Source organism: Roseobacter sp. S87, assembly GCF_055693285.1.
On the sequence record NZ_JBVFTR010000002.1, the window covers coordinates 14,912 to 41,488 of the forward strand.

20 protein-coding genes and 3 pseudogenes are annotated in these 26,577 nt (G+C 60.8%); 13 read left to right on the top strand and 10 right to left on the bottom strand.

Annotation, left to right across the window (positions count from 1 at the left end; genetic code table 11):
* Positions 1–7 precede the first annotated feature (7 nt).
* The 4 genes from ACZ1HA_RS00200 to ACZ1HA_RS00215 form a co-directional block, all read right to left on the bottom strand.
* Positions 8–1,363 (bottom strand): oligosaccharide flippase family protein, encoded by a 1,356-nt coding sequence (locus tag ACZ1HA_RS00200; protein ID WP_375227273.1) that lies wholly within the window; start codon positions 1,361–1,363, stop codon positions 8–10.
* Positions 1,364–1,454: 91 nt separating this feature from the next.
* Positions 1,455–2,555, bottom strand: a complete 1,101-nt coding sequence (locus ACZ1HA_RS00205) for a hypothetical protein (protein ID WP_472712419.1) — start codon at positions 2,553–2,555, stop codon at positions 1,455–1,457.
* Between the two features lie 13 nt (positions 2,556–2,568).
* Complete coding sequence (locus tag ACZ1HA_RS00210) at positions 2,569–2,937, bottom strand: hypothetical protein (protein WP_472712420.1); 369 nt, start codon at positions 2,935–2,937, stop codon at positions 2,569–2,571.
* On the bottom strand, positions 2,898–4,046 hold the full coding sequence (locus ACZ1HA_RS00215) for an MBOAT family O-acyltransferase (protein ID WP_375227270.1): 1,149 nt from the start codon (positions 4,044–4,046) through the stop codon (positions 2,898–2,900). Before ACZ1HA_RS00215 ends, ACZ1HA_RS00210 begins: the two co-directional genes overlap by 40 nt.
* Before the next feature lie 446 nt (positions 4,047–4,492).
* On the opposite strand from ACZ1HA_RS00215, the gene ACZ1HA_RS00220 reads away from it, so the two are divergent.
* The 7 genes and pseudogenes from ACZ1HA_RS00220 (at position 4,493) to ACZ1HA_RS00250 (ending at position 11,516) form a co-directional block, all read left to right on the top strand.
* Positions 4,493–5,119 (top strand): VPLPA-CTERM sorting domain-containing protein, encoded by a 627-nt coding sequence (locus tag ACZ1HA_RS00220; RefSeq protein WP_436397422.1) that lies wholly within the window; start codon positions 4,493–4,495, stop codon positions 5,117–5,119.
* Positions 5,120–5,371: 252 nt separating this feature from the next.
* On the top strand, positions 5,372–6,784 hold the full coding sequence (locus ACZ1HA_RS00225) for a mannose-1-phosphate guanylyltransferase/mannose-6-phosphate isomerase (RefSeq protein ID WP_472712421.1): 1,413 nt from the start codon (positions 5,372–5,374) through the stop codon (positions 6,782–6,784).
* Positions 6,785–6,792: 8 nt separating this feature from the next.
* Positions 6,793–7,362 carry a dTDP-4-dehydrorhamnose 3,5-epimerase gene (rfbC, locus tag ACZ1HA_RS00230; protein ID WP_472712422.1) on the top strand — a complete coding sequence of 190 codons (570 nt, stop codon included), beginning with the start codon at positions 6,793–6,795 and terminating at the stop codon, positions 7,360–7,362.
* A pseudogene (gene rfbB, locus ACZ1HA_RS00235) lies at positions 7,359–8,400 on the top strand (dTDP-glucose 4,6-dehydratase). The gene rfbC and the pseudogene rfbB overlap by 4 nt, the downstream one beginning before the upstream one ends.
* Positions 8,397–9,245 carry a dTDP-4-dehydrorhamnose reductase gene (rfbD, locus tag ACZ1HA_RS00240; protein WP_472712423.1) on the top strand — a complete coding sequence of 283 codons (849 nt, stop codon included), beginning with the start codon at positions 8,397–8,399 and terminating at the stop codon, positions 9,243–9,245. Before rfbB ends, rfbD begins: the two are co-directional and overlap by 4 nt.
* A 15-nt stretch (positions 9,246–9,260) precedes the next feature.
* Positions 9,261–10,124 carry a glucose-1-phosphate thymidylyltransferase RfbA gene (rfbA, locus tag ACZ1HA_RS00245; RefSeq protein WP_375227267.1) on the top strand — a complete coding sequence of 288 codons (864 nt, stop codon included), beginning with the start codon at positions 9,261–9,263 and terminating at the stop codon, positions 10,122–10,124.
* Between the two features lie 15 nt (positions 10,125–10,139).
* Entirely contained in the window at positions 10,140–11,516 is a 1,377-nt protein-coding gene (locus ACZ1HA_RS00250; RefSeq protein WP_472712424.1) for a phosphomannomutase, read from the top strand.
* 7 nt (positions 11,517–11,523) lie between these two features.
* Here the strand turns inward: ACZ1HA_RS00250 and ACZ1HA_RS00255 are convergent, their stop codons facing one another.
* Positions 11,524–12,588 carry an acyltransferase family protein gene (locus ACZ1HA_RS00255; protein WP_472712425.1) on the bottom strand — a complete coding sequence of 355 codons (1,065 nt, stop codon included), beginning with the start codon at positions 12,586–12,588 and terminating at the stop codon, positions 11,524–11,526.
* A gap of 201 nt (positions 12,589–12,789) precedes the next feature.
* On the opposite strand from ACZ1HA_RS00255, the pseudogene ACZ1HA_RS00260 reads away from it, so the two are divergent.
* Together ACZ1HA_RS00260 and ACZ1HA_RS00265 are read left to right on the top strand one after the other, a co-directional pair.
* Positions 12,790–13,802: pseudogene (locus ACZ1HA_RS00260) on the top strand (NAD-dependent epimerase/dehydratase family protein).
* A 4-nt stretch (positions 13,803–13,806) separates the two neighbouring features.
* Entirely contained in the window at positions 13,807–15,081 is a 1,275-nt protein-coding gene (locus ACZ1HA_RS00265) for a nucleotide sugar dehydrogenase (RefSeq protein ID WP_472712426.1), read from the top strand.
* A gap of 60 nt (positions 15,082–15,141) precedes the next feature.
* On the opposite strand, the pseudogene ACZ1HA_RS00270 reads toward ACZ1HA_RS00265, so the two are convergent.
* The 5 genes and pseudogenes from ACZ1HA_RS00270 to ACZ1HA_RS00290 form a co-directional block, all read right to left on the bottom strand.
* Positions 15,142–15,530: pseudogene (locus ACZ1HA_RS00270) on the bottom strand (transposase); the annotation flags it as partial.
* A gap of 354 nt (positions 15,531–15,884) precedes the next feature.
* Positions 15,885–17,207: a UDP-glucose dehydrogenase family protein gene (locus ACZ1HA_RS00275; RefSeq protein WP_472712427.1), complete on the bottom strand. Its 1,323-nt coding sequence runs from the start codon at positions 17,205–17,207 to the stop codon at positions 15,885–15,887.
* An 86-nt stretch (positions 17,208–17,293) separates the two neighbouring features.
* Positions 17,294–18,127, bottom strand: coding sequence for a tyrosine-protein kinase family protein (locus ACZ1HA_RS00280; RefSeq protein ID WP_375227259.1), 834 nt, complete (start codon positions 18,125–18,127; stop codon positions 17,294–17,296).
* 51 nt (positions 18,128–18,178) lie between these two features.
* Positions 18,179–19,714 (bottom strand): GumC family protein, encoded by a 1,536-nt coding sequence (locus tag ACZ1HA_RS00285; RefSeq protein ID WP_472712428.1) that lies wholly within the window; start codon positions 19,712–19,714, stop codon positions 18,179–18,181.
* On the bottom strand, positions 19,711–20,601 hold the full coding sequence (locus ACZ1HA_RS00290; RefSeq protein ID WP_375227256.1) for an ExeA family protein: 891 nt from the start codon (positions 20,599–20,601) through the stop codon (positions 19,711–19,713). The genes ACZ1HA_RS00285 and ACZ1HA_RS00290 overlap by 4 nt, the downstream gene beginning before the upstream one ends.
* A gap of 483 nt (positions 20,602–21,084) precedes the next feature.
* Between ACZ1HA_RS00290 and ACZ1HA_RS00295 the strand changes: the two genes are divergently transcribed.
* The 4 genes from ACZ1HA_RS00295 (at position 21,085) to ACZ1HA_RS00310 (ending at position 26,499) form a co-directional block, all read left to right on the top strand.
* Positions 21,085–21,768 (top strand): sugar transferase, encoded by a 684-nt coding sequence (locus ACZ1HA_RS00295; RefSeq protein WP_375227255.1) that lies wholly within the window; start codon positions 21,085–21,087, stop codon positions 21,766–21,768.
* 131 nt (positions 21,769–21,899) lie between these two features.
* A complete protein-coding gene (locus tag ACZ1HA_RS00300; protein ID WP_472712429.1) occupies positions 21,900–24,329 on the top strand; it encodes a tetratricopeptide repeat protein in 2,430 nt (809 codons plus the stop codon).
* 143 nt (positions 24,330–24,472) lie between these two features.
* Entirely contained in the window at positions 24,473–25,087 is a 615-nt protein-coding gene (locus tag ACZ1HA_RS00305) for a polysaccharide biosynthesis/export family protein (RefSeq protein WP_375227253.1), read from the top strand.
* A 59-nt stretch (positions 25,088–25,146) separates the two neighbouring features.
* Positions 25,147–26,499: a hypothetical protein gene (locus tag ACZ1HA_RS00310; protein ID WP_472712430.1), complete on the top strand. Its 1,353-nt coding sequence runs from the start codon at positions 25,147–25,149 to the stop codon at positions 26,497–26,499.
* Positions 26,500–26,577 lie beyond the last annotated feature (78 nt).

The window sequence follows — 26,577 nt, forward strand, 5'->3', positions numbered from 1 at the left end:
CCGCTGCTCAGAGGCTGAGAGCCATCAGCAGATCCCGGTGCCACCAGCAGGCAAATCCGTTCAGCCCCAGCCCCAGCGTCATCAGTACCGCATCGCCCCGGGCGTCCCAGGCATTATAGAGCCGCGTATATCTGATGCGCAGCGGATAGGTTATCAGCGCCGCCATACCGATGGCACAGATCGCCCCCAGCAGCCCCAGGGTCTGGATGCCGATCAGCAGACAGGCGACCTGCAGGACCGCCGTCGAGGCCTGCAGTACAAAGAACCGCTTTGAATCCCCGCTGGCCAGCAGCACCCCGTTGTAGCCATCGATCACAATCGACGGAACAATCACAAGGCTGAAGAGGATCACCATGGGACCGGCCAGCAGATAGCGGTCATCATAAAGCAGAGTGATCACCTCATTGCCAAAGAAGGCCATAAAGGCACTGGCCGAGAGGGTCGCCAGCGTGAAAATCCGCCGCGCCCGGAAAATCTTGTCACGGTTCACGGTGCTCTGATTGGGCGGGCGCAGCCGGTAGAGCGGGAAGAGCACCTTGTTGTTGATCGCCTTGTTTAGGATCCAGGGAACGGTCCCCATGAAAAAGCCTATGTTATAGATGCCCAGCTCTGCCATGGAGATATAGCCGCCCAGAATAGCCCGGTCGCCCTGGTTGATCAGAAAGGTCGCGAGCGTGCTCAGCAGAATAAATTTGCCAAAGCCGATGATTTCCCAGAACGCCTCTTTCTCAAAGCGGAAGCGGTTGCTCATCCCGGGCATAATATAATGCATCAGCACCACGTTGAAGGCAGAGGTCGCAAGACCGCCGATCACCAGCGCCCAGACCGACTCCAGCCACCAGGCCAGAACCGTCATAATAACGATGCCGATCGCCTGGGTGCCAAGTGACAGGAACGTCTGGCGGCCCAGTTTCAGGTTCCGGTGCAGCACCGTCATCTTTGTGGTGGCAAAGCCGCGGATCACCGAGTTGAAACCCACAACCGGCAGCAGCAGCAGCAGCATCGGCTCATCGTAGATCCAGGCGGCCAGGGGAGCCAGCGCGCAGGCAAACAGCCACAGAATAAACCCGCGGATGATCTTAAGCGTCCAGGCCGTGTTGAGGAAATCCGGGTCCTCGCCGCGTTTGCTCTGGATGATCGAGGTGTTGATACCGATGTCCGAAAACATCTGCAGCCCGGTGGTAAAGACCTGAACCAGTGCCATCAGGCCGAACGCTTCCGGAAACAGCAGACGTGTCAGGATCAGGTTGGAAACAAGGCGCAGAATATTCGAGCCGCCAAAGCCGATCAGTGTCAGCCCGGAACCGCGCAGGGCGCGCGCGGTAATCCGTTCTCCCGACAATGCAGAAAAAAGCCGTTTCACGTGGTCCGGGTCTCACTTGCTGACCGGTCTGGTCCGGGTCCGTTGCTGCCGCGCTCATAGCGAAAGAAATCCGGCCCGGCCAGCGCGATATTCATTTCAGGGCACCGGTGCTGCGCAGCTGGTCCAGCAGCGCTTGTGCAAAAACCGCATTTGCGGCGCGGGTATAGTGTCCGTCGCCCACAAAAGCCGCCGGATCGCGCGGGCTGACATGATCGGCGGTGACCAGTGTAAGCAGCCCGGGCAGCTGTGCTGCGGGGCCGGCCAGGCTGAACAGGTCCAGATCCGCCGGATTGCGGGACTGGATCAGAAACACCACCGGGATCTGGCTGTCTTCCCGGGCGGTCCGCACAAACCCTGCAATCATGCGCTGCAGCACCTCAGAGGCCGGGAAATCACTGTCCGGTGAAATCAGATCCGCTTCGCGCTGTTCAACAGCGCTGATCGCCAGGGACCGCCGCACCAGCCGGGCAAAGGGCGAAATATCCAGCCAGTCCCAGGCAAAGGCGGCGGCGGTATAAAGCCGGTCCTGCCCGGCCAGCTGCGCCGCCCAGGCCTCTGCTGCGGCCGGATCGCTCCGCAGCGCCCGTTCGCCGTCAGCGCTCTGTACCAGCGGTGCAATCCGGCGCAGCCCGTCCCCCTCCGCCGGCAGAAAAACCGGATAGGTAAAGGGCGCGGGTTGCTCGAAAGACCAGGTGCGGTTGCTCAGGGCCGCCATCGCAGGGGTGGAGGAAGACAGAATGCCGAAAACGACAATATCCCCCGCGCGCCGGTTTGGCCGGTCCTGCAGAAACATCTCATAGGAAAAATTGGGCGGCGCGGCAGGCCCGCCATGCATATCGATGGTCAGTGAAGGCTCGAGCGCTGCGGCCGCACTGAGAATCTGATCGGCAAAGGACATGCCATAGGCGCGGACAACCGGTGTGCCGGTGACACCCTCTGCAGCAAAAGCCTCCTGCGAGGCGGCGAGCGTGTCGGGGATCCAGGCCACGTCAAAAAGATTGTCACGCAGCCCGGGGGCGGCGATCCAGCGGTCCAGTTTGCCCGGCACGCTGCGCCCGTATTCAAAGTAGCGCACCAGAGCGGCACCTTTCCCCCCGGCATTCCCCGCAACCATCAGCACACCGGCAACCGCCACATCGAGCAGCACCAGCAGTGCTGCGATCAGACCGGCCATCCGGAGTGTCTGTTTCATCCTGTCTTCCCCTTCAGAACTGGAAATAGATAAAGGCGGACGTGCTCGTGGTGGCGCCGAAGGCCAGCAGATAAATCATACCGGCATAAAGGCCGGCGCGCACGGGCACTGGCCAGTGCCGGTAGAACCGGACATTGCCGGTCACCTCCGTCAGCAGATCCCACAGCAGCAGCCACAGGATCCCCAGCAGGGCAGCCAGGGGCACAGAAGGCATTGATACTGAAAGGTAATCACTCTGCGCAAAAGAGAACATGCGACGCGTGAATTCGGTGATCTGTGCAAAGGACTGTGCCCGGAACAGCAGCCATCCATAGCAGACAATCTGGAAAAACACCGCGATCTTCAGCACCTGCCAGAGCCAGCCGGCTGCCGAGCGCCGCATGCCTTCACCGACCGCGCCGTGCCGCCCGGCCAGGGCCCTGTGGAGCGCCAGCAGCCCCCCTGATAGAGGCCCCAGAGAATGAAATTCCAGGCCGCACCATGCCACAGACCGCCGAGGGTCATTGTGGCCATCAGATTGCGCCAGGTCCTCCAGGAGCCGCCCCGGTTGCCGCCCAGAGAGATATAAAGATAGTCGCGCAGCCAGGTGGAAAGGCTAATGTGCCAGCGGCGCCAGAACTCCTGCGGGTCGACCGCGAAATAGGGCTGGGCAAAGTTACGCATCAGACGAAAGCCGAGGATCTTGGCAACTCCGCGCGCAATATCGGTATAGCCCGAGAAATCACAGTAGATCTGGATGGCAAAGAGCCAGGTGGCCAGAACGATATCGAGCCCCGACGGATCCGGAGCGGCATAGATCGCATTGACTGACGGTGCGATCCCGTCGGCGATGACGATCTTTTTGATCAGCCCTGTGAGGCAGAGCACGCTGCCCCGGCCCAGATCTTCCCAGGACAGCCGGCGCGGGCTGGCGATGTTGGGCAACAGGTTTCGGGCCCGTTCAATCGGTCCGGCAACCAGCTGCGGAAAGAAGGCGACAAAGAGGGCGAAATCCAGAAAGTCATCTGTCGGCTCCATGTCCCGGCGGTACACATCAATCGTGTAGCTGAGCGTCTGGAACGTGTAAAAAGAGATCCCCACCGGCAGCACAATGGACAGGGTGAACGGGTCCGCCTGATACCCCAGGGCTGCAAGCATCGCGGCAAAGCTTTCCACGAAGAAACCAAGGTATTTGAAGATGGCCAGCATGCCCAGATTGGCGGCCAGAGAGACAGACAGCAGCTGCCGTCGGCGGGATTGCGCTGTTGTATGCGCCATTTTCTGCGCAACGAAATAATCGATCACCGTGCTCAGCAGGATCAGGCTGAGAAACCGCCAGTCCCAGGCGCCGTAGAAAATATAGCTGGCCACCAGCAGCATCCGGTTCTGACCCCGGTGCGGCAGCGTCAGATACAGCGTACAGACAGCTGCAAAAAAGACCCAGAAATTCAGTTCGGTAAAGAGCATCGGTTCACTTTGCCCGACAGGGGCGGTTTCTGTATTCCCCCGCATATCCGGTCTGGCAGAACACGCAAGACCAAAGGACCTCCAGCCGCCGGCAACCCGCGGTCTGCCATGGATCCGGCCCCACGTCCGGACAGCACGTCCGCTGCCTTTTGCCATGAGCAGCAGGGGCGATTCGCCGGGCCGTCAGACCGCATAGACATAAATCCGCTCATTTCCCGCATTAGTAGAAAATCGACTTGCTTTTTCCACCCTGAAATCGGGGGTGATTCGCTGGCTGGTCTCTTTTTTGCCGGAAAATCCGTACTGAAATACTGAAAAAACCACCATTCCGGGCAACAAAACTCCCGAAAACCCAACAAAAGAGCCTCCTGCAGAACAAATAGGGCCCTTTTGAGGCGGTCCGCTGTTAACCAGACGTTAATTTGTGTTAAAACTAAGGCGAGAAGAGTGGGGTCCGTATTGGGCCTTGGGAAAACCACAGAGGTGACTTTATGAAAAAGACTTTTATCTTTAGTGCTCTTGCAGGCGCTGCGATGTTCGCAGGCCAGGCATCAGCAGGACTGCTGTCCATCGTAGGCGGTGAAGAAGCCGTTCTGCCGAGCGATTTTGACCCGAACCCGTCCGTGCCCGGTCTCTCCGTTGGCACACCGATCCTGCATTTCACATCCGCGACCATCGCGGACGCAGGCCTGTCTCTCGCAAAGGACCGCCGCCTGGTCTTCACATTCATGGGCAGCGAAGCGGGTTTCACAAACCGCGCCTTCGAAATGACAAACCTGCTGTTCAACGAAGATACAACAGAAGCCGGTACAAGCTCCAACGCGCTGGCAGACGCAGGTCTGGTTGACTTCACATTCAGCTCGAACGACTCGTCGCTGCCGGCCACGCGCTTCATCACCAACGGTGTTGGCGGCAACCCGGAAGGCGTGAACATCTCCTTCGCGCTGGCGCCCGATGGCCACAGCTACTACGCGATGTACGGTGACAGCACAGACGATGGCGACCGTGATGACATGATCATCAAGATCACAGCCATTCCTGTACCGGCAGGCGGTGTCCTGCTGCTGACAGCACTGGGTGGTCTGGGTCTGGCACGTCGTCGCCGGAAAGCATCCTGATCGTCTGATCCTTCAGACAGATGAATATACGGGCGGGAATGGTTTCATTCCCGCCCTTTTTTGTGTCCCAATCACCCTGTAAACCAGCGCGCCCGGCAGAAGACAGAGCATCGGGACGCGTCGCCGGTGCCATCCCGTTGCGCAGATTTTCACCGGCTGCCCCGAAAAACCGGAATCTGTGCCATGTTGAAACCATAATGGCATCCTAATATAGCGGTACTGATTTTCCTGCGGCACAGGGTACAGAGCGTTATGATTTATCCGGTTATTCTCTGCGGCGGGTCCGGGTCCCGTCTGTGGCCAACCTCCCGCGCAGCCTATCCCAAGCAGTTCGGCCGGATTTTCGGAGATGAAACACTGTTTCAGGCAACGCTGAAACGATTGTCCGGCCCGGATTTTGCGGCCCCCTTTGTCATGACGAATGCCGATTTCCGCTTTATTGCGATGGAACAGTGCAAGGCCATCGGACTGAGCGATGCGCGGGTGGTGATCGAGCCTGCCATGCGGAACACCGCACCGGCGATCCTGACGGCAGCGCTGATGCTGGAGGACGAACCGGACGCGATGATGCTCATCGCCCCGTCAGACCATGTAATGGCTGAAACAGAAGCCTTCCACGCGGCGGTCCGCGAGGCGGCAGAGGCTGCCCGGGCCGGTCATCTTGTCACCTTTGGCGTGACCCCGACACGGCCCGAGACGGCCTATGGCTATCTGGAACTCTCCCGGGTGCCGGAAGGCACCACACCGGTACCACTGAGCAGTTTCACCGAAAAACCCGACCAGGATACCGCCGGGACCTTTCTGTCCAGTGGCCGGCACCTGTGGAATGCCGGGCTCTTTCTCTGGCGGGTCCGCGACATCATCGCAGCGTTCGGGGACCATGCACCGGATATGATCGCACCCTGCCGTGCTGCACTGGAGGGCGGGGCAGAGGATCTGGGCTTCATGCGGCTGGACGCAGATGCTTTTGCCACGGCCCGGGCTGAATCCATCGACTATGCCGTTATGGAAAAAGCCGGAAATATCATGGCCGTACCACTGAATACCGGCTGGTCTGATCTGGGCAGCTGGGATGCGCTCTGGGCGGCACTGGACCCCGATGAGGCCGGCGTCGTACGCCAGGGCGAGGTTACAACGGTGGATTGTGAGAACAGCTTCCTGCGTTCAGAAGATGAGAACCTGCACCTTGTCGGTGTCGGCCTGAAGGATGTGGTTGCAGTCGCCATGCGGGACGCGGTGCTTGTCGCCGACATGAGCGCCGCCCAGCAGGTGAAAGACGCCGTGACCGTCATGAAGGCCGCCCGCGTCGCCCAGGCGACAGACTATCCGCGGTTTCACCGCCCCTGGGGCTGGTACGAGACTCTGTGCCTGGGCAACCGCTTTCAGGTCAAGCGCATCATGGTCAAACCCGGCGGCATTCTGAGCCTGCAAAGCCATGTGCACCGGTCCGAGCACTGGATCGTGGTGGCCGGTACCGCCCGCGTGACCATCGGAGAAACCGAACAGCTGCTGACGGAAAACCAGTCGGTCTATATCCCGCTGGGCGAGGTACACCGGATGGAAAACCCCGGTCAGCTGCCGATGTACCTGATCGAGGTACAGACCGGCGCCTATCTGGGCGAAGATGATATCGTGCGCTACGAAGACATCTACAACAGGAACTGACGGTATCCATGGACATCCAGAAAACTTCCCTGAGTGGTGTTCTGCTGCTGACACCGCAGCGGTTCCGGGACGCGCGCGGTTTTTTCAGTGAAAGCTGGAGTCGCCGGGCCATGGCAGAGGCCGGCCTGGAATACGACTGGGTCCAGGACAACCATTCGCTGTCGGCGCAGCCGGGCACCGTGCGCGGACTGCATTTTCAGTCACCCCCTCATGCCCAGGCCAAGCTTGTGCGCTGCGGGCAGGGCGCGTTTTTCGATGTGGTGGTCGATGTGCGCCGCGGCTCGCCCACATATGGTCAGTGGACCGGGGCAGAGCTGAGCGCTGAGAACGGCCAGCAACTGCTGGTGCCTGAGGGCTTTCTGCACGGGTTTGTCACCCGGGTGCCGGACACCGAGATCATCTACAAGTGTTCGGACTACTACGCGCCCGAATGTGACGGGGCTGTGCGCTTTGACAGCCCGGATATCGGGATCGACTGGGGCCTGGGGTGCACGGAACCTGTTCTGTCGCAAAAGGACGCCGCCGCTCAGCTCTTTGCTGATTTCAACAGCCCCTTTGTCTGGGAGGGTGGTGCATGAAACTGCTGGTAACAGGGGGTGCGGGGTTCATCGGCTCTGCTGTAGTGCGGCTTGCTGTGGCACGCGGGCATGAGGTTGTGAACCTTGATGCGCTGACCTATGCGGCCTGCCTGGAAAATGTGGCCTCAGTGGCGGACAGCCCGCTCTATGCCTTTGAACAGGCCGATATCCGCGACCGGGCAGCGCTCGACCGGATCTCTGGCAGCCCATCAGCCCGATGCGGTGATGCATCTGGCCGCGGAATCCCATGTGGACCGGTCCATCGACGGTCCCGGCGACTTCATCGAGACGAATATCACCGGGACCTACCAGCTGCTGGAGGCCGTGCGCAGTTACTGGACGGCACAGGGCAGACCGGACAGCTTCCGCTTTCACCATATCTCGACCGATGAGGTGTTCGGATCGCTGGGCGAGACCGGGCAGTTTACCGAGACCACACCCTATGATCCGCGCTCGCCCTATTCTGCCTCCAAGGCGGCCAGCGATCACCTGGTGCGGGCCTGGGCAGAAACCTATGGTCTGCCGGTGGTGCTGACTAACTGCTCCAACAACTATGGCCCCTTCCATTTCCCCGAAAAGCTGATCCCGGTGGTCATCCTCAATGCGCTGGCGGGTAAGGATATCCCTGTCTACGGAGCAGGCGAGAACGTGCGCGACTGGCTCTATGTCGAGGATCACGCTGATGCACTGCTGACGGTGCTGGAAAAAGGGCAGGTCGGGCGCAGCTATAATATCGGTGGCGAGAACGAAGCGAAAAACATCGATATCGTGCGCATGATCTGCCGGATCCTCGAAGAGAAACGCCCGAAAAACAGTCCCTACGAGGACCAGATCACCTTTGTGACAGACCGTCCGGGCCATGACATGCGCTATGCGATTGACCCCGCGCGGATCGCCGGGGAACTGGGCTGGCGGCCCTCGGTCACCCTCGAGGAAGGGCTGGAAAAGACCGTGCAGTGGTATCTCGACAACGAGGCCTGGTGGCGCAGCTTACAGAACCGCAAGGGGGTGGGCACCCGCCTGGGCGTTTCCGCGTGAAGGTTCTGGTGTTCGGCAAAACAGGGCAGGTGGCGACGGAGCTGGCCCGCCACGAGGGCGTGACCTGTCTGGGCCGCGATCAGGCGGATCTGACCGACCCCGGGGCCTGCGAAGCAGTGATTGCGGAAACGGATGCAGCTGCAGTGATCAACGCAGCCGCGTACACAGCCGTCGACAAGGCCGAGGATGACCGCGACACGGCAATGATCGTGAATGCAATGGCCCCCACAGCGATGGCCGCTGCGGCGGCGGCGCGGGGGCTGCCCTTTGTGCATATCTCGACCGATTATGTCTTTGACGGCACCGGTGACAGTCCCTGGCAGCCCGGCGATGCAACGGGACCGCTGGGCGTCTATGGCGCCAGCAAACTGGGCGGCGAGCGTGGCGTTGCCGGGGCAGGGGGCATTTATGCGATCCTGCGCACGTCCTGGGTGTTTTCGGCCCATGGTGCGAATTTTGTGAAGACCATGCTGCGGCTGGGGGCGGACCGCGATGCCCTGAGCATCGTGGCCGATCAGATCGGCGGGCCGACACCTGCGCGCGATATTGCAGCGGCCTGCATGACCATGGCGCGCGCGCTGCAGGACGATAAGGAACTCTTTGGTACCTATCATTTCAGTGGTCAGCCGGCGGTCAGCTGGGCGGATTTTGCCCGCGGGATTTTCGCGCAGGCGGATATGGACGTCACGGTCTCGGATATCCCCACGGCGGACTATCCAACACCTGCCGCACGCCCGCTCAATTCCCGGCTGGACTGTTCCGGCACCACGGATGCCTTTGGTATACCGGCCCCGGACTGGCGGGCGGGTCTCGCAGACGTTCTCAGTGACCTGAACAGAGCCTGATAAAGGAGTTTTTCGATGCAACGCAAAGGGATCATCCTGGCCGGCGGCTCCGGGACACGGCTTTATCCGATCACGCTGGGGGTCTCCAAACAGCTGCTGCCGATCTATGACAAGCCGATGATCTACTATCCGCTGTCGGTGCTGATGCTGGCAGGCATCCGCGAGGTTGCCGTCATCACAACGCCCGGGGATCAGCACCAGTTTCAGCGTATGCTGGGGGATGGCGCGCAGTGGGGCGTCAGCCTGACGTATATCGCACAGCCCTCGCCCGACGGGCTGGCCCAGGCTTTCATTCTGGCCGAGGAATTTCTGGCAGGCGCACCCTCAGCGCTGGTGCTGGGGGACAATATCTTTTTCGGCCAGGGCCTGCCCGACCTGATGGCTGAAGCCGATGCCCGCAGCGCCGGGGCCACCGTGTTCGGCTATCAGGTGGCGGACCCCGAACGCTATGGCGTGGTAGATTTCGAGGAGGACGGCACCGTGCGCGGGATTATTGAAAAACCTGAGGTGCCGCCGTCGAACCACGCGGTCACCGGGCTCTATTTTGTGGATGGGACGGCCCCGGCAAAGGCACGGGCTGTAAAGCCGTCGGCGCGCGGCGAGGTGGAGATTACCACGCTGCTGGAGATGTATCTGGCCGAGGGCAGCCTGAAGGTACAGCGTATGGGACGCGGTTATGCCTGGCTCGATACCGGCACCCATGGCAGCCTGCTGGATGCGGGCAATTTCGTGCGCACCATCGAGAAACGCCAGGGCCAGCAGATCGGCTGCCCTGAGGAAATCGCCTTTGAACTGGGCTGGATCACCCGCGGGGATCTGCACCGTGAGGCACAGAAATATGCCAAGAATGATTACGGCACCTACCTGAGCAAACTCTGACAGAAAGGCCTGGTCATGGCGGCTAAATTCGGAACAAGCGGCCTGCGCGGCCTGGTGACAGATCTGACACCGGATCTGGTGGCCGCCCATGTCCGCGCCTTTATCGCGTCCTGCGATGTGGGCACGGGTCTTTTTGTGGGACAGGATCTGCGGCCTTCATCGCCGCGCCTGGCGGCGGATATCGCGCAGGCCGCACGCAGCATGGGCGTGACCGTAACCGATGCGGGCTCTGTGCCGACGCCCGCGCTGGCACTGGCGGCAATGTCACAGGGCGCGGGAGCCATCATGGTCACCGGCAGCCATATCCCTGCCGACCGCAACGGGCTGAAATTCTACACCCCGCAGGGCGAGATCACCAAAGCCCATGAGCAGGCGATCACCGCCGCTCTTGGAACAAGTGCCGAAAACCCCGTGTCAGAGACAAATCCCCTCCGGCGGAACGACACCGCGGGCCCGGATTTCGTGGCCCGCTATCTGCAGGGATGCGGGACGGGCCGGCTCGCCGGGCGCCGCATCGGCCTTTACAGCCATTCCGCCGTGGGTCGCGATCTGCTGGCAGAAATCCTGACCGGTCTGGGCGCAGAGGTCACCGAACTGGGGCGCTCAGAGCATTTCATTCCGGTCGATACCGAGGCAGTCGACCCCGCGACGCGTACACAGATCACAGCCTGGGTGGCGGAACACGGCCTTGATGCGCTGGTCTCGACGGACGGCGATTCAGACCGCCCGCTGCTGGCCGATGAAACCGGCCGGATCGTTCCGGGCGATATCATGGGGCAGATCACGGCAGAGGCCCTGCAGGCAGAGGCGGTGGTCACGCCGATCTCGTCCAACAGCGGTATCCTGCATAAAGGGGTGGGCCGGGTGCTGCGCACGCGGATCGGCTCTCCTTATGTCATTGCGGGCATGGAGGAGCTGGGCGGCCGCGTGGCCGGCTATGAGGCCAACGGTGGTTTTCTGCTGGGCTTTGAGGCCCGGGGACCTGCGGGGCCACTGCCCGCCCTGAGGACCCGCGACTGCATACTGCCGCTGATCATGACCCTGATCGCTGCCGGAGACGCGCCTTTGTCCCGCCGGGTTGCACAGGAACCCCCCGTGGTCACCGTGGCCGACCGTCTGCAGGATATCGCACAGGAAAAATCGGGCCCGCTGATCAGAGACCTGTCAGAAAACCCTGCCGCGCGGGCAGAATTTCTGGCCGCCCTGGACGGGGCAGAGGGATCATGTGACCTGACTGACGGGGTGCGCATGACCCTACAGGACGGCCGCGTGGTCCATGTGCGCCCCTCCGGCAATGCGCCGGAACTGCGGCTTTATGTCGAGGCACAGCAGGAAGAGGCGGCCCGGGCACTGCTCGCGGCGGGACTGGCCCATCTGCGGCATATCCTGTGACAGACCCTCAGTAGCCCAGCAGATAGCGGCTGCGCGGCCCGAAAAGCTGCTTCATCCCCAGCGCCAGTGCCAGGCAGACCACACAGACAAGCGCCGTCACGAGCACCAGATCCCCCCAGCCTCCTCCGAGCAGCGGCACATATCCCAGCTGCGGCAACACCACCAGAAACCCCGGGTGCAGAAAGAAAAGCGCAAAGCTGGAAGCAGAGACCAGCGATACCAGAGGCGGGCTGATATGGACCCGGCGCTCGAACAGGCAAAAGAGCGCGATCGTCAGCAGTGTCTTTTGCAGCAGCATCAGATCGATGCCCTCATAACTCAGAAGACTGCTATGATAATTGCCCTGCCGGCCCAGCCCGACCTGCACGGTATTTATAACCGCAACCGCCAGCAACGCCTGCCATTCTTTGCCCTCCATCCAGCGCAGCAGCGTCTCTTTGTTCTGCGCGCACAGGATGCCGATCAGATAGACGGGCGAGAAATAGATTACAGACTGCACCGGGTTCAGGTTCCCGGGCGGCCGGTGCATCAGCAGGGCCAGCACGAACCAGGCCGCGACGATGGCAATCTGGGCCATCCTGTTCTGCCCGGCAAACCATTTGTGGAACGGGGACATGGCAAACAGGATCATGACAAAGGGAATATACCAGGCGGCGATATTGAATTTGCCGGTCAGGAACAGTTTCAGCGCCGCGGCCAGCTGCACCCCGGCGTCTGACGCAGGGGTCCAGCCTGCAAATGTGGCGTAGTTGGCCACCCCCTGCGGCGGAGCGCTGTGCAGGAACCACAGGATGAAGGGTATGGAAATCACCACATAGGGGATCAGCACCGTGCGGCATTTGCCCAGCATAAAGCGCCCGTAGCTGAAGCGGGCACAAAAGACGTGTTGGAACATATACCCGGAAATAAAGACGAAGAACGTCGTCCCGCCGGTGATGAGATTGGCGGCAAAGGCCTCTGCCCCTGACCCGAAACGTATCTCAGCGAGGGGGTACATATGCCCGGCGACAATGAGGATGATCGCAAGGGCTCGTAAATTTATAATCGACGTCAGCAATGGAAACGGGCGCAATAGTGTAATGGTCGTTAACCCCCAGTAACTCTGATTTTGGTAAACAGAAGATGAAGATCAAAACCATTTTGTACGCGCGGCGGCCCTGTTCAGAGGCTGGTGCCACCGGAACGGGCGGGGGACTGCCCGCTCACAGAAGAGACACGCTGTTTTGTCAATCCGTCCCTCGTCAATCCGCCGTGTGCCTGCTACCAACCGGGCATGACCAAAGTTCTTGTCACCGGCTCTGCCGGGTTTATCGGATTTCACCTCAGCCGCCTCCTGCTGGAGGAGGGATTTCAGGTGCATGGCTATGACGGGATGACGGATTACTATGATGTCCGTCTGAAGGACCGCCGGCACAGAATTCTGCTGCAGAACGAAGGCTTCAGCGCCACAACCGCAATGCTGGAGGAAAACGACGTTCTGGCCGGCGTTGCGGCGGATTTCGCCCCCGACATCATTGTGCACCTCGCAGGCCAGGCCGGCGTGCGCTACAGCCTGGAAAACCCCCGCGCCTATGTCGAAAGCAACGTGACAGGCACCTTCAACGTGATGGAAGCCGCGCGGGCCGGCGGGGTCCGGCACCTGCTTATGGCCTCGACCTCGTCGGTCTATGGGGCCAATACCGAGATGCCCTTTACCGAGACGGACAAGGCGGACACGCCGCTGACCATCTACGCGGCAACCAAAAAGGCCAATGAGGCAATGGGCCATTCCTATGCCCATATCTACGGGCTGCCGGTCACGATGTTCCGCTTCTTTACAGTCTACGGGCCCTGGGGCGGCCGGATATGGCGCTCTTCAAGTTCACGGATGCGATCTTGAAGGACCGGCCCATCGACATCTACAACAACGGCGAGATGTACCGTGATTTCACCTATGTCACCGATCTGGTGCGGGGAATCCGGCTGCTGATCGATGCGGTTCCGCCGCACCCGGAGGCCGGACAGGCACCGGTGCCCGGGGACAGCCTGAGCCCGGCCGCGCCGTTCCGCGTGGTCAATATCGGGAATTCTGACAAGATACGCCTGCTTGATTTCGTGGACGAGATCGAAAGCTGCCTTGGCCGGACAGCGACCCGCAACATGATGCCCATGCAGACAGGGGATGTGCCCGCCACCTGGGCAGATGCGACGCTGCTGAAAAACCTCACCGGATACCAGCCCCGCACGGACTACAAACAGGGCATATCAGAATTCGTGGCCTGGTTCCGCGACTACTACCAGGTCTGACAGGGTGCAGGACGCGGAAACAGCGCGGATTGGCGTGATCGGGCTTGGGTATGTGGGCCTGCCGCTCGCGCTGGCGTTCAGCGCCGGTGCGCCGGTCACCGGCTTTGACGTGGATGCCCGCCGTGTCGACGAACTGCGCGCGGGCCATGACCGCACCGCAGAGACGGATGCAGATGAGCTGGCACAGGCGCAGCACCTGACCTTTACGACCCGCGCAGAGGATCTGGCAGAGTGCAACGTCTATATCGTCACGGTGCCGACGCCTGTGGATGCCATGAAACGGCCCGACCTGACCGCGCTGCTCAGCGCATCAGACACCGTGGGGTCGGTCATAGCACCAGGCGATGTGGTGATCTTTGAGAGCACGGTCTATCCGGGTGCCACCGAAGAGGACTGCATCCCGGTGATCGAGCGCCGGTCCGGGCTGAGCTTCAACCGGGATTTCTTTGCCGGCTACAGCCCCGAACGGATCAACCCGTGGGACCCCACCCACAGGCTGGCCGATATCGTCAAGATCACTTCGGGCTCTACCCCCGACACCGCACGTTTTGTCGATGACCTCTACAGACGTATCATCACCGCCGGTACGCATCCCGCCCCGTCCATCCGGGTGGCCGAGGCCGCAAAGGTCATCGAGAACACGCAGCGCGACGTGAATATTGCGCTTATCAATGAGCTGGCCATGATCTTTGAACGGCTGGGGCTCGATACGCTGGATGTACTGGCCGCGGCGGGCACGAAGTGGAACTTCCTGCCGTTCCGACCCGGGCTGGTGGGCGGGCACTGCATTGGTGTGGACCCCTATTATCTGACCCACCGGGCCGAACAGGAGGGGCATCACCCGCAGATTGTTCTGGCCGGCCGGCGCATTAATGACGGCATGGGGGACTGGATTGCACAGCTGCTGATCCGCCGCCTGATCGCAGAGGACCGGCAGATCAAAGGGGGACGTGCGCTGATCCTGGGGCTGACCTTCAAGGAAAACGTCCCGGACCTGCGCAACACACGTGTGACCGATATTCTGCACAGCCTGGAGGCATATGGCATGGCTGTGGATGTCTGGGATCCGCTGGCCGATCCGGATGACGCCACACAAACCCTCGGGGTAACACTGAAAACACCCGAAGCCGGGGCCTATGAGGCCGTGATCCTGGCGGTGCCGCATGACACGCTGCGCACCCGGGGCCGGGCGCTGATCGACCCGCTGCTGCGGGACGGCGGGGTGATCGTGGATGCCAAAGGCGTGCTGCCGCGCGCAGCAGATATCCTGCGCATCTGATGTGAGCGATACCTGAACTGCGACTCCTCTTGCCTTCGACGGTTGGGGGCGTTGGCCTGTCTCCGTAATCATCTTTTCGCGGAACACTTCAGCGGGCGTCTTCCATCCGGGACATTTTCTGTGTGTCGCGTTGAGGCGGTCGCAGATCATTTTCAATTCATGATCCGTGACTGCCATGATGTCGCGTTTCCCCGGCAGCCATCCATCGACCGGCAGGCGATTGCAGAGCAATCTGCCGAGAGGGATCGGGCGCGCCGGCTGGTGTTCTCAACCGTGCCTTTCTGCCAGGGTGAGGACGGATCGCAGAACCATGTTTGCGTTCCGATTCCGGCCTGCAGGTACGGCCAGCTGACGAACCCGGACCCACGATCAAGGGTGATTGATTTACGCGCCGGGTGGGGCAGGTCGCGCACCGCTTTCATGATCTTGCTCATGACAGGTTTCGTGCGGAAGTAACCCGCGTACTTCTTCGGGAAGGCATCATCGGCCCGGAAATTGCGTTTGATCTCGCGAAAGGTCGTCGATTTGTGCCATCTCTCTGACGGGCACCTTTGCATGCCACCAGCTCTCGATCTTACGGCGTTCTTGCAGTGATAGTTGCGTGCAAACTGCGCCCATGCGGTATTCTCCTATTAGATAAATCATTGTTTTCTAATAGTAATCACACTTCAGGGGGAGCGCTCTCCCGCATATAAGTGTAAGGTGCGTAAGGTTAATTATGTTTATATATCTTCAGGCTGCAATCTGCTCCACAGGGTTCTGCACCACTGCTGTTACCGGTCTGTGGTCGCTGACGGGCCCTTTCAGGCCGCATCACCGTCTCTGCGCCCGACCGATACATAGGCGGTAAAGCCCGCCTGCTGCGCTACCGGCTCAGAGTAGATATTGCGCAGATCAGCCATCGCAGGGCGCGCCATCGCGTCAGCCATCCGCTGCAGATCCAGCGCCCGGAATTCGTTCCACTCGGTGAGCAGCACTACGGCATCTGCCCCCCCGGTGGCGTCATAGACGTCGTCATGCCAGGTCACGCCGGGCAGCAGTGCTGCGCCCTCGCGTTCTCCCTGTGGATCGACGACACGCACATTTGCGCCATTGCCGACGAGCGCCGGGACGATGGTCAGTGAGGGTGCCTCGCGCATATCATCTGTGTTCGGCTTGAAGGTCACCCCGAGCACTGCGATGGTTTTGCCGTTGACGGAGCCGCCGCAGAGGTCAAAAACCTTGTCCACCATCCGCCGTTTGATCTCGTCGTTGACCTTGATAACAGTCTCTGTGAGCTGCATCGGCACCGCATTGTCCTGGCCGATACGCGCCAGCGCCCGGGTATCCTTGGGAAAGCACGACCCGCCGTAGCCCGGACCTGCGTGCAGGAATTTCGAGCCGATCCGCCCGTCTGACCCCATGCCCTTGGACACCGCCTTGATATCCGCCCCGGTGCGCTCGCACAGGGCTGCAATTTCGTTGATGAAGGTGATCTTTGTCGCCAGAAAGGCATTGGCAGCATACTTGATCATCTCCGCACTCTCCAGATCGGTGCTGAGGATCGGGAAGTCGCGCAGATAAAGCGGACGGTAAATCGCCTGCATCACCTCTGCCGCGCGGTCGTTTTCCACGCCCACCACAATCCGGTCCGGGCGCATGAAATCGTCAATCGCCGCCCCTTCACGCAGGAATTCCGGGTTGGAGGCCACATCAAATTCCGCATCCGGGCGCACGGCACGGATCACATCACCGACCTGCCGGTTGGTGCCCACAGGCACTGTAGATTTGGTCACAACAACCGTATAGCCGGTCAGCGCATGGGCGATGCTTTCGGCCGCGGCCATCACATAAGTCAGATCAGCGTGACCGTCCCCGCGACGCGTGGGCGTGCCCACCGCGATGAAAACCGCCTCGGCACCATCAACCGCAGCCGCAAGATCATCTGTAAAGGACAGCCGGCCCGCTGCCACATTGCGCGCCATCAGATCATCAAGCCCCGGCTCGAAGATCGGCACTTCGCCCGCCTTCAGCCGCGCGAGCTTGCCGGGGTCCTTGTCCACACAGACAACATCGTGTCCGAAGTCGGAAAAACAAACTCCCGAGACCAGACCAACGTATCCGGTTCCGATCATGGCAATCTTCATAACTGATCCTTATGTCTGTGCCCGTCGGGCAGATGGGAAAAATATCCGCCCGGTGTCAATCAGCAGCACGGATGCGTGCGCCGGTCTCAGTAGCCCTCATAGCCTTCTTCCATGCTCATGTAGCGGCAGTTATTGAGAACAACCCCAAGCACATTGGTATATTCCGCCACCTCGCGTTCGCAGACGTCGAGCTGGCTCATCTTTGTCTGATCCGCGCGCACGACAATCAGCGCACAGTCGACACTGTTGAGCATCGCCCGTGCGTCATCCGTCACCAGCATCGGCGGCAGATCAAAGATCATGGTGTCAGGCGCATAGTCTTCCTGCAGCTGATCCATCATCCCGGCCGCCTGCCCTGACAGCAGCATCTGTGTCGGGTCCTGAATAGCGTGTTCCGCCATCGCAAACGCCACATTGTCACCGAAGCGCAGCAGTTGTTCCTCTGGCGTGACCTGCCGGGTCAGCAGTTTCTCGACACCGTATTGCGGCCGGCAGCCCATGAGCCGGCTGACACTGGGGCGGCGCAGATCCATTTCGAACAGCATGGTGTATTTCTCACGCTGGCGCGAAAAGCCCGCGGCGAGGTTACAGGCCAGCGTGGTTTTCCCGCAGCCGCTGCCGGGGGATGTCACCGCAAGGCGGGTCCACCCATTGCTGCGCATCAGCAGCTGGATCTTGGTGCGCAGAATGTCGAACGGGTTGGCCTCCAGACAGGGTGTCAGCGTCATGACACGATTGGCCCTGAGGTGGGCCAGGTCCGGCTCTACAGGGGTCAGCGCCTGCCAGCGCGCGACCACACTGCCCGGCTTTCCGGGGGCCGCAGCCTCTTCTGCCGGTGCCGCGTCAGGGACCTGTGCAGAGGCTGACAGACCGGCCCGCTGCTCACGCGCTTTTTTGAGTGCTTTCTGTAACTTATCCATGTTTCAGTCCCTTGTGGGTCACCCGCCGCACCTGTGTGCCTGTCCATCCGCTCACAGCAACCGGTCCACGATCTGAGCGAAGATCTGATCGAGCGGCCGGTAATACTGGTCCACGGCCCAGAGGCCGCCCAACACCACCACCACCGTGACCACCGCCGAGATAATCTGCAGCAGACGACGACGACGGCGGGACCCGGTGGTTTCAAACCGCGGCAGCGTGGCCAGCGGCGTCACCTCAATGCCACGGACGATATCTGCCGGACGCCGGATAGACTGGTTGAGAAGCTCCAGCACCACAAACAGCAGCACCGCAAGGCCGGTGCCGACGGCAACACCGGCCCCCATGACCAGCGGCCGGTTCGGGCTGGAGGGCGCGCCGGGAATGCTGGCCGGCTCCAGCACGGTGATCCGCTCACCGCGCGCAGACAGTTCGACCCGCTCGCTGATCCGCGCCTGTGACAGCCGCTGCACAGCCCCCGTGTAGAGCGACCGCAGGTTCTGCTGGTCCCGGATCATCGCTTCCAGTGTAATCTCGTTTGCCGGGGTCCGGTTGATGCTGGCCTCCAGCTCGATCAGTTCGTCCTCTGTGCGGGCCCGGTCCTCGCGCAGGCTGTTCAGCTGGGTGTCCAGTTCGACCAGCGAGGCATCAAGGGCTGAGACCGCTCCCTCTTCCCCAGCGCTCGCAGCCCCGCGCAGCGCCTCCTGGATTTCTGCCTCCAGGCCGGAAATCTGGTTGCGCAGCAGACGGACCCGCGGATTTTCCTCTGAGTAGACAGCCAGAGCAACCCGCAGCTGCCCCTGCAGCTCGCGCAGCCGGCGCTGCTCGGGCGTCTGCCGTGAATTGTCCGGATTGCTCAGCTGACCGGTGTTTTCATAGAATTCCTGAACATTCTCACGCTGACGCTGCAGCGTGTCGATTTCGCGTTCCACACGCGCCAGACGTTCCTGCAGCAGAGACTGACGCCCCTGGCGGTAGGACAGGTTATCGGGCAGCGCATCTGCATTTTCCCGGCGGAATTCTGCGATTTTCCGGCTCTGTGCGTCCAGATCGCGGGTCAGGGTCTCAACTTCCTGCTCAAAGAACGCGAGCGCGCCCTCGGCCCGCTCGGCGCGCAGTTCGGTATTGGCCGCCAGGATCAGGGTCACATATTCATTGGCAACCGACGCCACCTGTTCAGGATCCGGCCCCTCAAAACTGACATACATCAGGGTCGCGCGGTCTCGCCCACTGCGCACCTGCAGCCGGGTCCGGCTGCGCATCTCGCGCACCACCTCATCCGGGCTCATGCGCGACTGGTTCGGAAAGACGCGGTTGTTTCTGGCCACATCAATAAGGTTCGCACGGGTCAGCAGCTGCTGGCGGATGATCTCGAGCTGCTGGGATGTCGCCAGTTGAATCCCGCCACTGCGCAGCATCTCTTCGGGGATCTGGGCCCGCTCCACCAGAAGCGTGGCGCGGGTATCGTAGAGCGTCGGCAGCCGCATGGCCATCACAACACCGATCGAGGTAGCAATCAGGAAAAGCACCATCATAGCCGGAAGACGCCGGACGAGAAGCTTGAGATAGAACTGGACTTCGGGGGTCATTCGACTGCTTTTTTCAACGGTGGTTCAATAGGGTTTTCGAGGACATAGACCTCGTGGCTCTTACGGGATTTGATCAGCAGCCCGTCTGCGACCAGTTCGCGGATCACATCAACGCCGACCAGTCTGCGCTCGTCGCTCGCGGCATAGACCAGCGCCAGATCACAGAGTTTGTTGATCACACGCGGCACGCCCTCGCTCTCAGCAAAGATGCTCTTCATAGCGTAGACCGAAAATTCATTGCCTGTGCCACCCGCATGCTGCAGGCGATGCTGGATATAGGCCCGGGTCTGCCGGTAGTCGAGAGGCTCCAGATGAAAAGTTGCGGTAATCCGCTGGGCGAACTGCGTCAGCTCGGGCCGCGAGATCATTTCCCGCAGTTCGGGCTGACCTACGATGATCAGCTGCAGCACCTCATCCTTGCCGGAATTGATGTTGGTCAGCATCCGCAGCTCTTCGAGCGCCTCCACAGAGAGGTTCTGCGCCTCGTCAATGACCAGAAGCACATGCCGTCCGGCAGCATATTCCGCGATCACGAAATCCTGGAATATCCTGAAGAGCGTGATGTACTGCGCCTCCATCGGCGCATCAACGTTCAGCGCATAGAGCACCCAGCGCAGCAGATCGCCCCGCCCGCCCTGGGCATTGGAAATCAGCCCGACCGTCACACTGTCATCGAGCCGTGCCAGAAGATGCTGGATCAGTGTCGTTTTGCCCGCCCCGATCGAGCCGGTCACCACGGTAGCCTGCGCCCTGCTTGCAACACCGTATTCCAGCACCGCATAGGCACGGCGGTGGTTTCCGGTCCAGAACAGAAAATCGGGGTCCGGAAGCAGGGTAAACGGCCGTTCCGAGAATCCGAAAAACTCTACGTAAAGCTCAGCCGCCATAACGCACTGTCTTTCTGTCTGTTTACCCAAATGCCGTCGTACCGATACAGCATGTATACCTTTCTACACCCGCGGCATACCAAAGGCGTGTCAGCTGCCTGATGTCTCCGGTATATTGTGCAACAGTGTCAATATAATGGTGACCATATGATTTATAAGCCCCGGGATGGTTGCCAAAGAACATCATCTGGACATGATTCGAGATTTGTTCCGGTCGAGTGATGAAATGACGCTGCGGCAGCCATTGTGCACGAGGCCCACCAGCTTAGCGTGTATCAGACCAGCGCGCGGCGTTGCGGGCCCCGAATGACGCCCTTATTTTGCTCAACAAACGCAATCATCCTGTTTTTGTCACACAGATGACTCGTATTTTACTTAAATAAAGGTAATACTGTACTTGAAGTCTGAAGACGCCTGTCCGGTGTGTGTGTTCGTTCTGAAGACTTAATACGAGTGCCGACAATATTGCTATCGGAGCAGTTTATGCCGTTTGATAATCATGAAGCCCGGGTCGAGCTGGGTATTCATCAGAATGTCAGCGAACCTGACTACTTACCTACATTTTCCTACGCAACAGCCGGGAAGCGCCTTCTCGATGTGACTCTGGTCATTCTCAGCATGCCCGTCGTCTTTCCTGTTATTGTTCTTATGGCCCTCATGGTCGCCCTGGATGGCTATTCCCCGTTTTACACCCAGAAACGCATCGGCCTGAACGGCCGGACCTTCCGCATTCTCAAAATCCGCACCATGGTACATAACGCCGATGCGCTGCTGCAGCAGCACCTGGCAGAGAACCCGGTGCTGGCCGAAGAGTGGAACACCACACAAAAGCTTAAAAACGATATCAGGATCACCCGCCTGGGCAGGTTCCTGCGCAGAACCTCCATGGATGAGCTGCCGCAGCTGATCAACGTGCTGACCGGGTCCATGTCGCTGGTGGGCCCGCGCCCGATGATGGTGTCCCAGCGGTCGCTCTATCCGGGCACCAGCTACTTCCGCCTGCGCCCCGGCCTGACCGGGTTCTGGCAGATTTCGGACCGCAACAACTGCAGCTTCCGTGACCGTGCCAAATATGACGCGGAATATGAGCGCGCTGTTTCACTGCGCACGGATATTTCGGTGCTCTTCCGGACAGTATCGGTTGTTCTGCGCGGCACGGGCTACTGAACACTGCCAGTCAGACGGCTCAGGCTGCCCCTTACAGATCTCCGCAGATTGTGAGTTTTTTATTCACGATTTCTACCGTTAAGCTATGATAGCTCAGCAGACAGGCAGCGGTCACGATAAGGTTTATTTGAATGTCATTATTCAGAATTATTCTCCCGGTCACTCTCGTTCTGGCTGTTGCGGCCTGCAAGACACCTGAAGAGCGCGCCAACGAATTTCTGGAAAACGGGCTCCGGCTTGTTGCCGAGGGCGACCTGGACCGGGCCGCCATCGAGTTCCGCAATGCGCTGAAAACTGACAAAACGGCCATCGACGCCCGGCGTGAGCTGGCCAGGATCAACCTGGCCTATGGCAACACCCGGGACGGGTTCCGCAACTATCTGCGCGTTGTGGAGCAGAACCCCGACGATGCCGACGCGCAGCTTGTGCTCAGTGAGCTCTCCTTTGATGACCGCAACTGGGACAGTTTTGACCGGCATGCGCCCGAAGCGGTGCGCCTGAATCCGGATCTGCCGCGGGCCCTTGCGATTGATCTGGCATATCGCTATCGCCAGGCGGCCCTGGACGACGACATGGACGCGCGGCGTACGGTGCTGCGCGAGGCAGAGGCGCTCAAGGCAGATCTGCCGGACAGCACGATCCTGCGCACGGTGCGCACCAACGGATATGTCGATACCGGCCGCCTTGATGATGCGCTGAGCGAGCTTGAGGAAGCGATCGCAAGCGACCCTGAAAACATTGATGTCTACAATGCCCGCCTGCAGCTGCTGGCGCGGCAGAACAACCTGGTTGCGGTCGAGGAAGAGCTCCGGCGCATGGCGCGGATCTTTCCGGAGGAAGAATCTGTCAAAGGCGATCTGCTGCGCCTGCTGATGGCCCAGGACAAGGAAGACGACGCCGAGGCCTATCTGCGCCAGCTTGCGGATGCTGAGGACGCGGGAGAAACCGATGCCGTAGCACTGATCCAGTTCCTGCTGCGCCGTGTCTCTGCAGAAGAGGCCCTGGCCGAACTGGACCGCCGGATCGCCGGAGAAGCCTCCGCGTATCTGCTGCGCACCCTGCGGGCCTCCCTGCTCTTTGATACCGGCGAACGGACCACAGCGGTCTCCCAGCTTGAGGAGATGATCGCGCAGGGCGACGCGATGCCGGTCGACCAGCGTCAGAATGCCCGGGTCATCCTGGCCACGATGCTGGTGCGTGACGGCAATGAGGTGGGCGCCCGCCGCCTGGTCGAAGAGGTCCTGACAGAGGACGCCAGTTCCGTCGGCGCGCTCAAGCTGCAGGCCCGCTGGATGATCGAGGACGACAATACCGACGGCGCGATCACCGCAATGCGCACCGCACTGGCCGAAGCCCGCGAAGACACCGAGGCCATGACCATCATGGCAGATGCCTACAGCCGCGCCGGACAGCCCGAACTGATGCTGGATTTCCTGGCCCTGGCGGCAGACACTTCCAACAACGCGCCCGAGGAGAGCCTGCGCTATGCCCAGGCCCTGATGTCACAGGAACGGTTCGATCAGGCGGAAACCACGCTGATCGCAGCCCTGCGCCTGTCACCGGGGAATGTGCCGCTGCTCAACACGCTGGGCCGTATCTATCTGCAGAAAGACGATCTGCCCCGCCTGCGGCAGACCATAGACACGCTCAAGCGCTATGAGGACGGTCAGACCACCGCCGCCAGCCTGGAAGTGGAGCTTCTGGCCCGTGAGGGCGGAGGTGAGGATGTGCTGAGTTATCTGCAGACCCTCAGCGAGGCCAATTCCGAAAATGACGGTATCCGTCTGGCGATTATCCGCACTCATCTTCAGAACGGTGAGGTGGAAAAAGCGGTATCCCTGTCTGATGAGCTGGCCGCCGCGAACCCCGACAACCTGTCCTATGCCTACTTCAACGGTCTGACGAAAGCCTCAGCGGGGCAGTATGATGCTGCACTGGACATCTTCGAACGGCTGACAGAGCTGCGCCCCGCCGTGCCGGATCCCTGGCTGCAGCTGGCCCGCATGCAGGTCGCCACCGGCGGCGTCCCCGGGGCGCAGATGGCAGTGATTGACCGCGGTCTGGAGGCAACAGACGAGGCCTCTGACCTGCTCTGGGCCAAGGCGTCGCTGCTGCAGAGTCAGGACGACATCGACGGGGCCATCGGCATTTACGAAAAACTCTACGAGCGGAACTCCGCATCACTGATCGTGGCCAACAACCTGGCCAGCCTGCTGTCCACCTATAAATCCGATGATGAAAGCCTGCAGCGGGCCCGGATCATCTCGCGGCGTCTGCGCGGCACCGATGTGCCGGCCTTTCAGGACACCTACGGCTGGATCCAGTACCGCCTGGGCAACCATGAGGAAGCGCTGGAGTACCTCGAACCTGCCGCGGCAGCCCTGTCCGATGATGCATCGGTGCAGTACCACCTCGGCATGACGCTGAACACGCTGGGCCGCAGCGAGGACGCGGCTGAGGCGCTGCGCCGTGCTGTCGGGGTGCTGGGTCCCGGCGCGCAGGCGCTTGAGGGTGAAATCAGGGCCCGCCTGGCTGAGATCGAGAGCGCTTTGCAGCAGTAACAGCCCCGGGGCCGTGATTTCCCTGTCACGGATGTAAACTATTTGCCAAAAATGCCCCTGTGGGTTTTGCTTTCTGCCGGAAGTTGCCGGATATTCCGGCAAACACCGGGGGCACTTGCAGCTTCTTTTAGGGAAAGATCAGGATGAAACAGCTTATATTTGCCGTGTTTGCCTTTGTGCTTACCGCGGGCAGCCTGGCGGCGCAGGCGAACTACCGCCTCCAGCCGGGCGATACAATCTCTGTCGAGGTCCTCGAAGACCCGCAGCTGAACCGCTCCGTGCTGGTGCTGCCGGACGGCTCCATCAACTTCCCCTTTGCCGGCACTGTTGCCGTGGGCGGGCGCACCCCCGACCAGGTCGAAGCCGCAATCCGGGGTGGCATCAGCCGCAACTTCGCCTCGACGCCCACTGTTTTCGTGACCGTGACATCGGTGCGTGACACCGACCTGCTGGACGGCACCGACAGCACCGATGGCGAGACAATCGACATCTACTTTACCGGTGAAATCAGCCGGCCCGGACTGCTGCCTGTGCGCCGGGGGACAACCTTTCTTCAGGCAGTTGCACAATCGGGCGGCTTCACCCGCTTTGCTGCGACCAAACGGGTACAGCTGCGCCGCCTGGACCGCAGCACAGGCCAGCAGCAGACCTTTACAATGAACTTCAAGGCACTCGGACAGGGCGCTGCGCTGACCAATGACATTATTCTGCAGGAAGGCGATGTGATCCTGGTTCCCGAACGACGACTGTTCGAATAACATTCACGCCCGAACACTGAGCAGCACAGAAAACAGCAAAACAAGCGGTGGGCAGACAGATGCAGGTAGAAAAAGCGGTACTGGCGGGGCTTCTGCTGGCAGTCCCTGCCGTGCTGCCGGTCAGTCAGACTTTTGCGCAGGACGGTGTACGGGGCAGCCTGACCCTGGGGGAAACCCTGCGATCGGTGACGGAAACAGGCCCTGGCATCAATGAAAACGAAGGCACCAGCCTGGTCACAGAACTGGGCTTCCGGCTCTCTTCAGAGACGCCGCAGGACCAGTTACTGTTCACCTTCAGCACCCTGGTGCCGCTTTATGCCGACGACAACGACAGCCTGAACTCGGACTTCTTCTTTGAGGACCCGACCGCACGGATGCTCTATACCCGCGAGAGCCGCTCCAGCCTTTTCACCTTCTCCGGCTCATACCGGCAGACCGATGTGGGCACATCCAGTTTTTTTGACGAAACCAGTGACCAGGACGTGGTCACCGGCGGCGGCCGGCGCACCCTGGCCTCCGTGCGTTCGGGCATTACGCTGGGGCGGGACGCACCGATAACCTTTGACGGCAGCTACCGCTTTCTGGACAGCTCCTATGAGGATGCCGCCCCGTCCCTGCTCGACAGCCAGACCCAGAGCATCGACACCGAACTGAGTTTTCGCCTGTCACCGGTCGCCTCGGCCTTTGTCTTTGCCGACTGGGAAGAGGAAAACGAGGACGGCGGCTCAGACCGCACCACGACCTCTGTGGGCGTCGGCGCCCGCTACAGTATTTCCGCGCGGACAGATGTCTCTGCCAGCCTGTTTCTGGACAACGACGAGATCATCAACAGCGACAACGACCGCGACGAGGACGGCCTCGGCGCGCGGTTCAGCGTGAACCACGCCGTGCCAAACGGATCCTGGCGGGTGGGCATGTCCAGCCGCCAGACCGTCGACGGCACCCGGAACGGCCTGTCCCTGGGCCGGCAGATGCTGATCCTGCCCGGCTCTCTGGATTTCTCTCTCGGGGTCAGCAGGACCGGCGACGAGGATATTGAACCGCTGGCCAACGTCACGCTGAACATGGCGCTGACCGATACCAGCAACCTGGTCGCCAGCCTGCGCCAGTCCGTCGACAGCGACAACGACGGCAACAACACGATCCGGACCCGGCTGAACATGTCATATTCATATGATATCAACAGCTTATCCTCTTTGTCAGGTAACTTTCTGCTGGCCAGCGACAACCGTCCCAGCGTCACAGGCGGGGACGAGACGACCTATCAGATCGGCCTGCGGTACAGACATGACCTGGGCCAGGACTGGGATCTGATCAGCGGGATCAGCTTTGAGAACGAACAGAACGAGAGCAGCGCGGACCGGATCACCCGCACGATCTTTGTGGGCGTCGAACGAACATTCGATTTCTGAGGATGCAGACGCGGCGCGCCGGGGCTGAACACAGTCAGCCGAAAGACAACCGCTGGCAATCGCAGCAGCACGGGGGCA

Coding starts and splice junctions, on each gene's coding strand:
- ACZ1HA_RS00205 (WP_472712419.1), bottom strand. CDS start 2,555: ATGAAACAGACACTCCGGATGGCCGGTCTGATCGCAGCACTGCTGGTG.
- ACZ1HA_RS00210 (WP_472712420.1), bottom strand. CDS start 2,937: ATGCGGCGCTCGGCAGCCGGCTGGCTCTGGCAGGTGCTGAAGATCGCG.
- ACZ1HA_RS00215 (WP_375227270.1), bottom strand. CDS start 4,046: ATGCGGGGGAATACAGAAACCGCCCCTGTCGGGCAAAGTGAACCGATG.
- ACZ1HA_RS00220 (WP_436397422.1), top strand. CDS start 4,493: ATGAAAAAGACTTTTATCTTTAGTGCTCTTGCAGGCGCTGCGATGTTC.
- ACZ1HA_RS00225 (WP_472712421.1), top strand. CDS start 5,372: ATGATTTATCCGGTTATTCTCTGCGGCGGGTCCGGGTCCCGTCTGTGG.
- rfbC (WP_472712422.1), top strand. CDS start 6,793: ATGGACATCCAGAAAACTTCCCTGAGTGGTGTTCTGCTGCTGACACCG.
- rfbA (WP_375227267.1), top strand. CDS start 9,261: ATGCAACGCAAAGGGATCATCCTGGCCGGCGGCTCCGGGACACGGCTT.
- ACZ1HA_RS00250 (WP_472712424.1), top strand. CDS start 10,140: ATGGCGGCTAAATTCGGAACAAGCGGCCTGCGCGGCCTGGTGACAGAT.
- ACZ1HA_RS00275 (WP_472712427.1), bottom strand. CDS start 17,207: ATGAAGATTGCCATGATCGGAACCGGATACGTTGGTCTGGTCTCGGGA.
- ACZ1HA_RS00280 (WP_375227259.1), bottom strand. CDS start 18,127: ATGGATAAGTTACAGAAAGCACTCAAAAAAGCGCGTGAGCAGCGGGCC.
- ACZ1HA_RS00285 (WP_472712428.1), bottom strand. CDS start 19,714: ATGACCCCCGAAGTCCAGTTCTATCTCAAGCTTCTCGTCCGGCGTCTT.
- ACZ1HA_RS00290 (WP_375227256.1), bottom strand. CDS start 20,601: ATGGCGGCTGAGCTTTACGTAGAGTTTTTCGGATTCTCGGAACGGCCG.
- ACZ1HA_RS00295 (WP_375227255.1), top strand. CDS start 21,085: ATGCCGTTTGATAATCATGAAGCCCGGGTCGAGCTGGGTATTCATCAG.
- ACZ1HA_RS00300 (WP_472712429.1), top strand. CDS start 21,900: ATGTCATTATTCAGAATTATTCTCCCGGTCACTCTCGTTCTGGCTGTT.
- ACZ1HA_RS00305 (WP_375227253.1), top strand. CDS start 24,473: ATGAAACAGCTTATATTTGCCGTGTTTGCCTTTGTGCTTACCGCGGGC.
- ACZ1HA_RS00310 (WP_472712430.1), top strand. CDS start 25,147: ATGCAGGTAGAAAAAGCGGTACTGGCGGGGCTTCTGCTGGCAGTCCCT.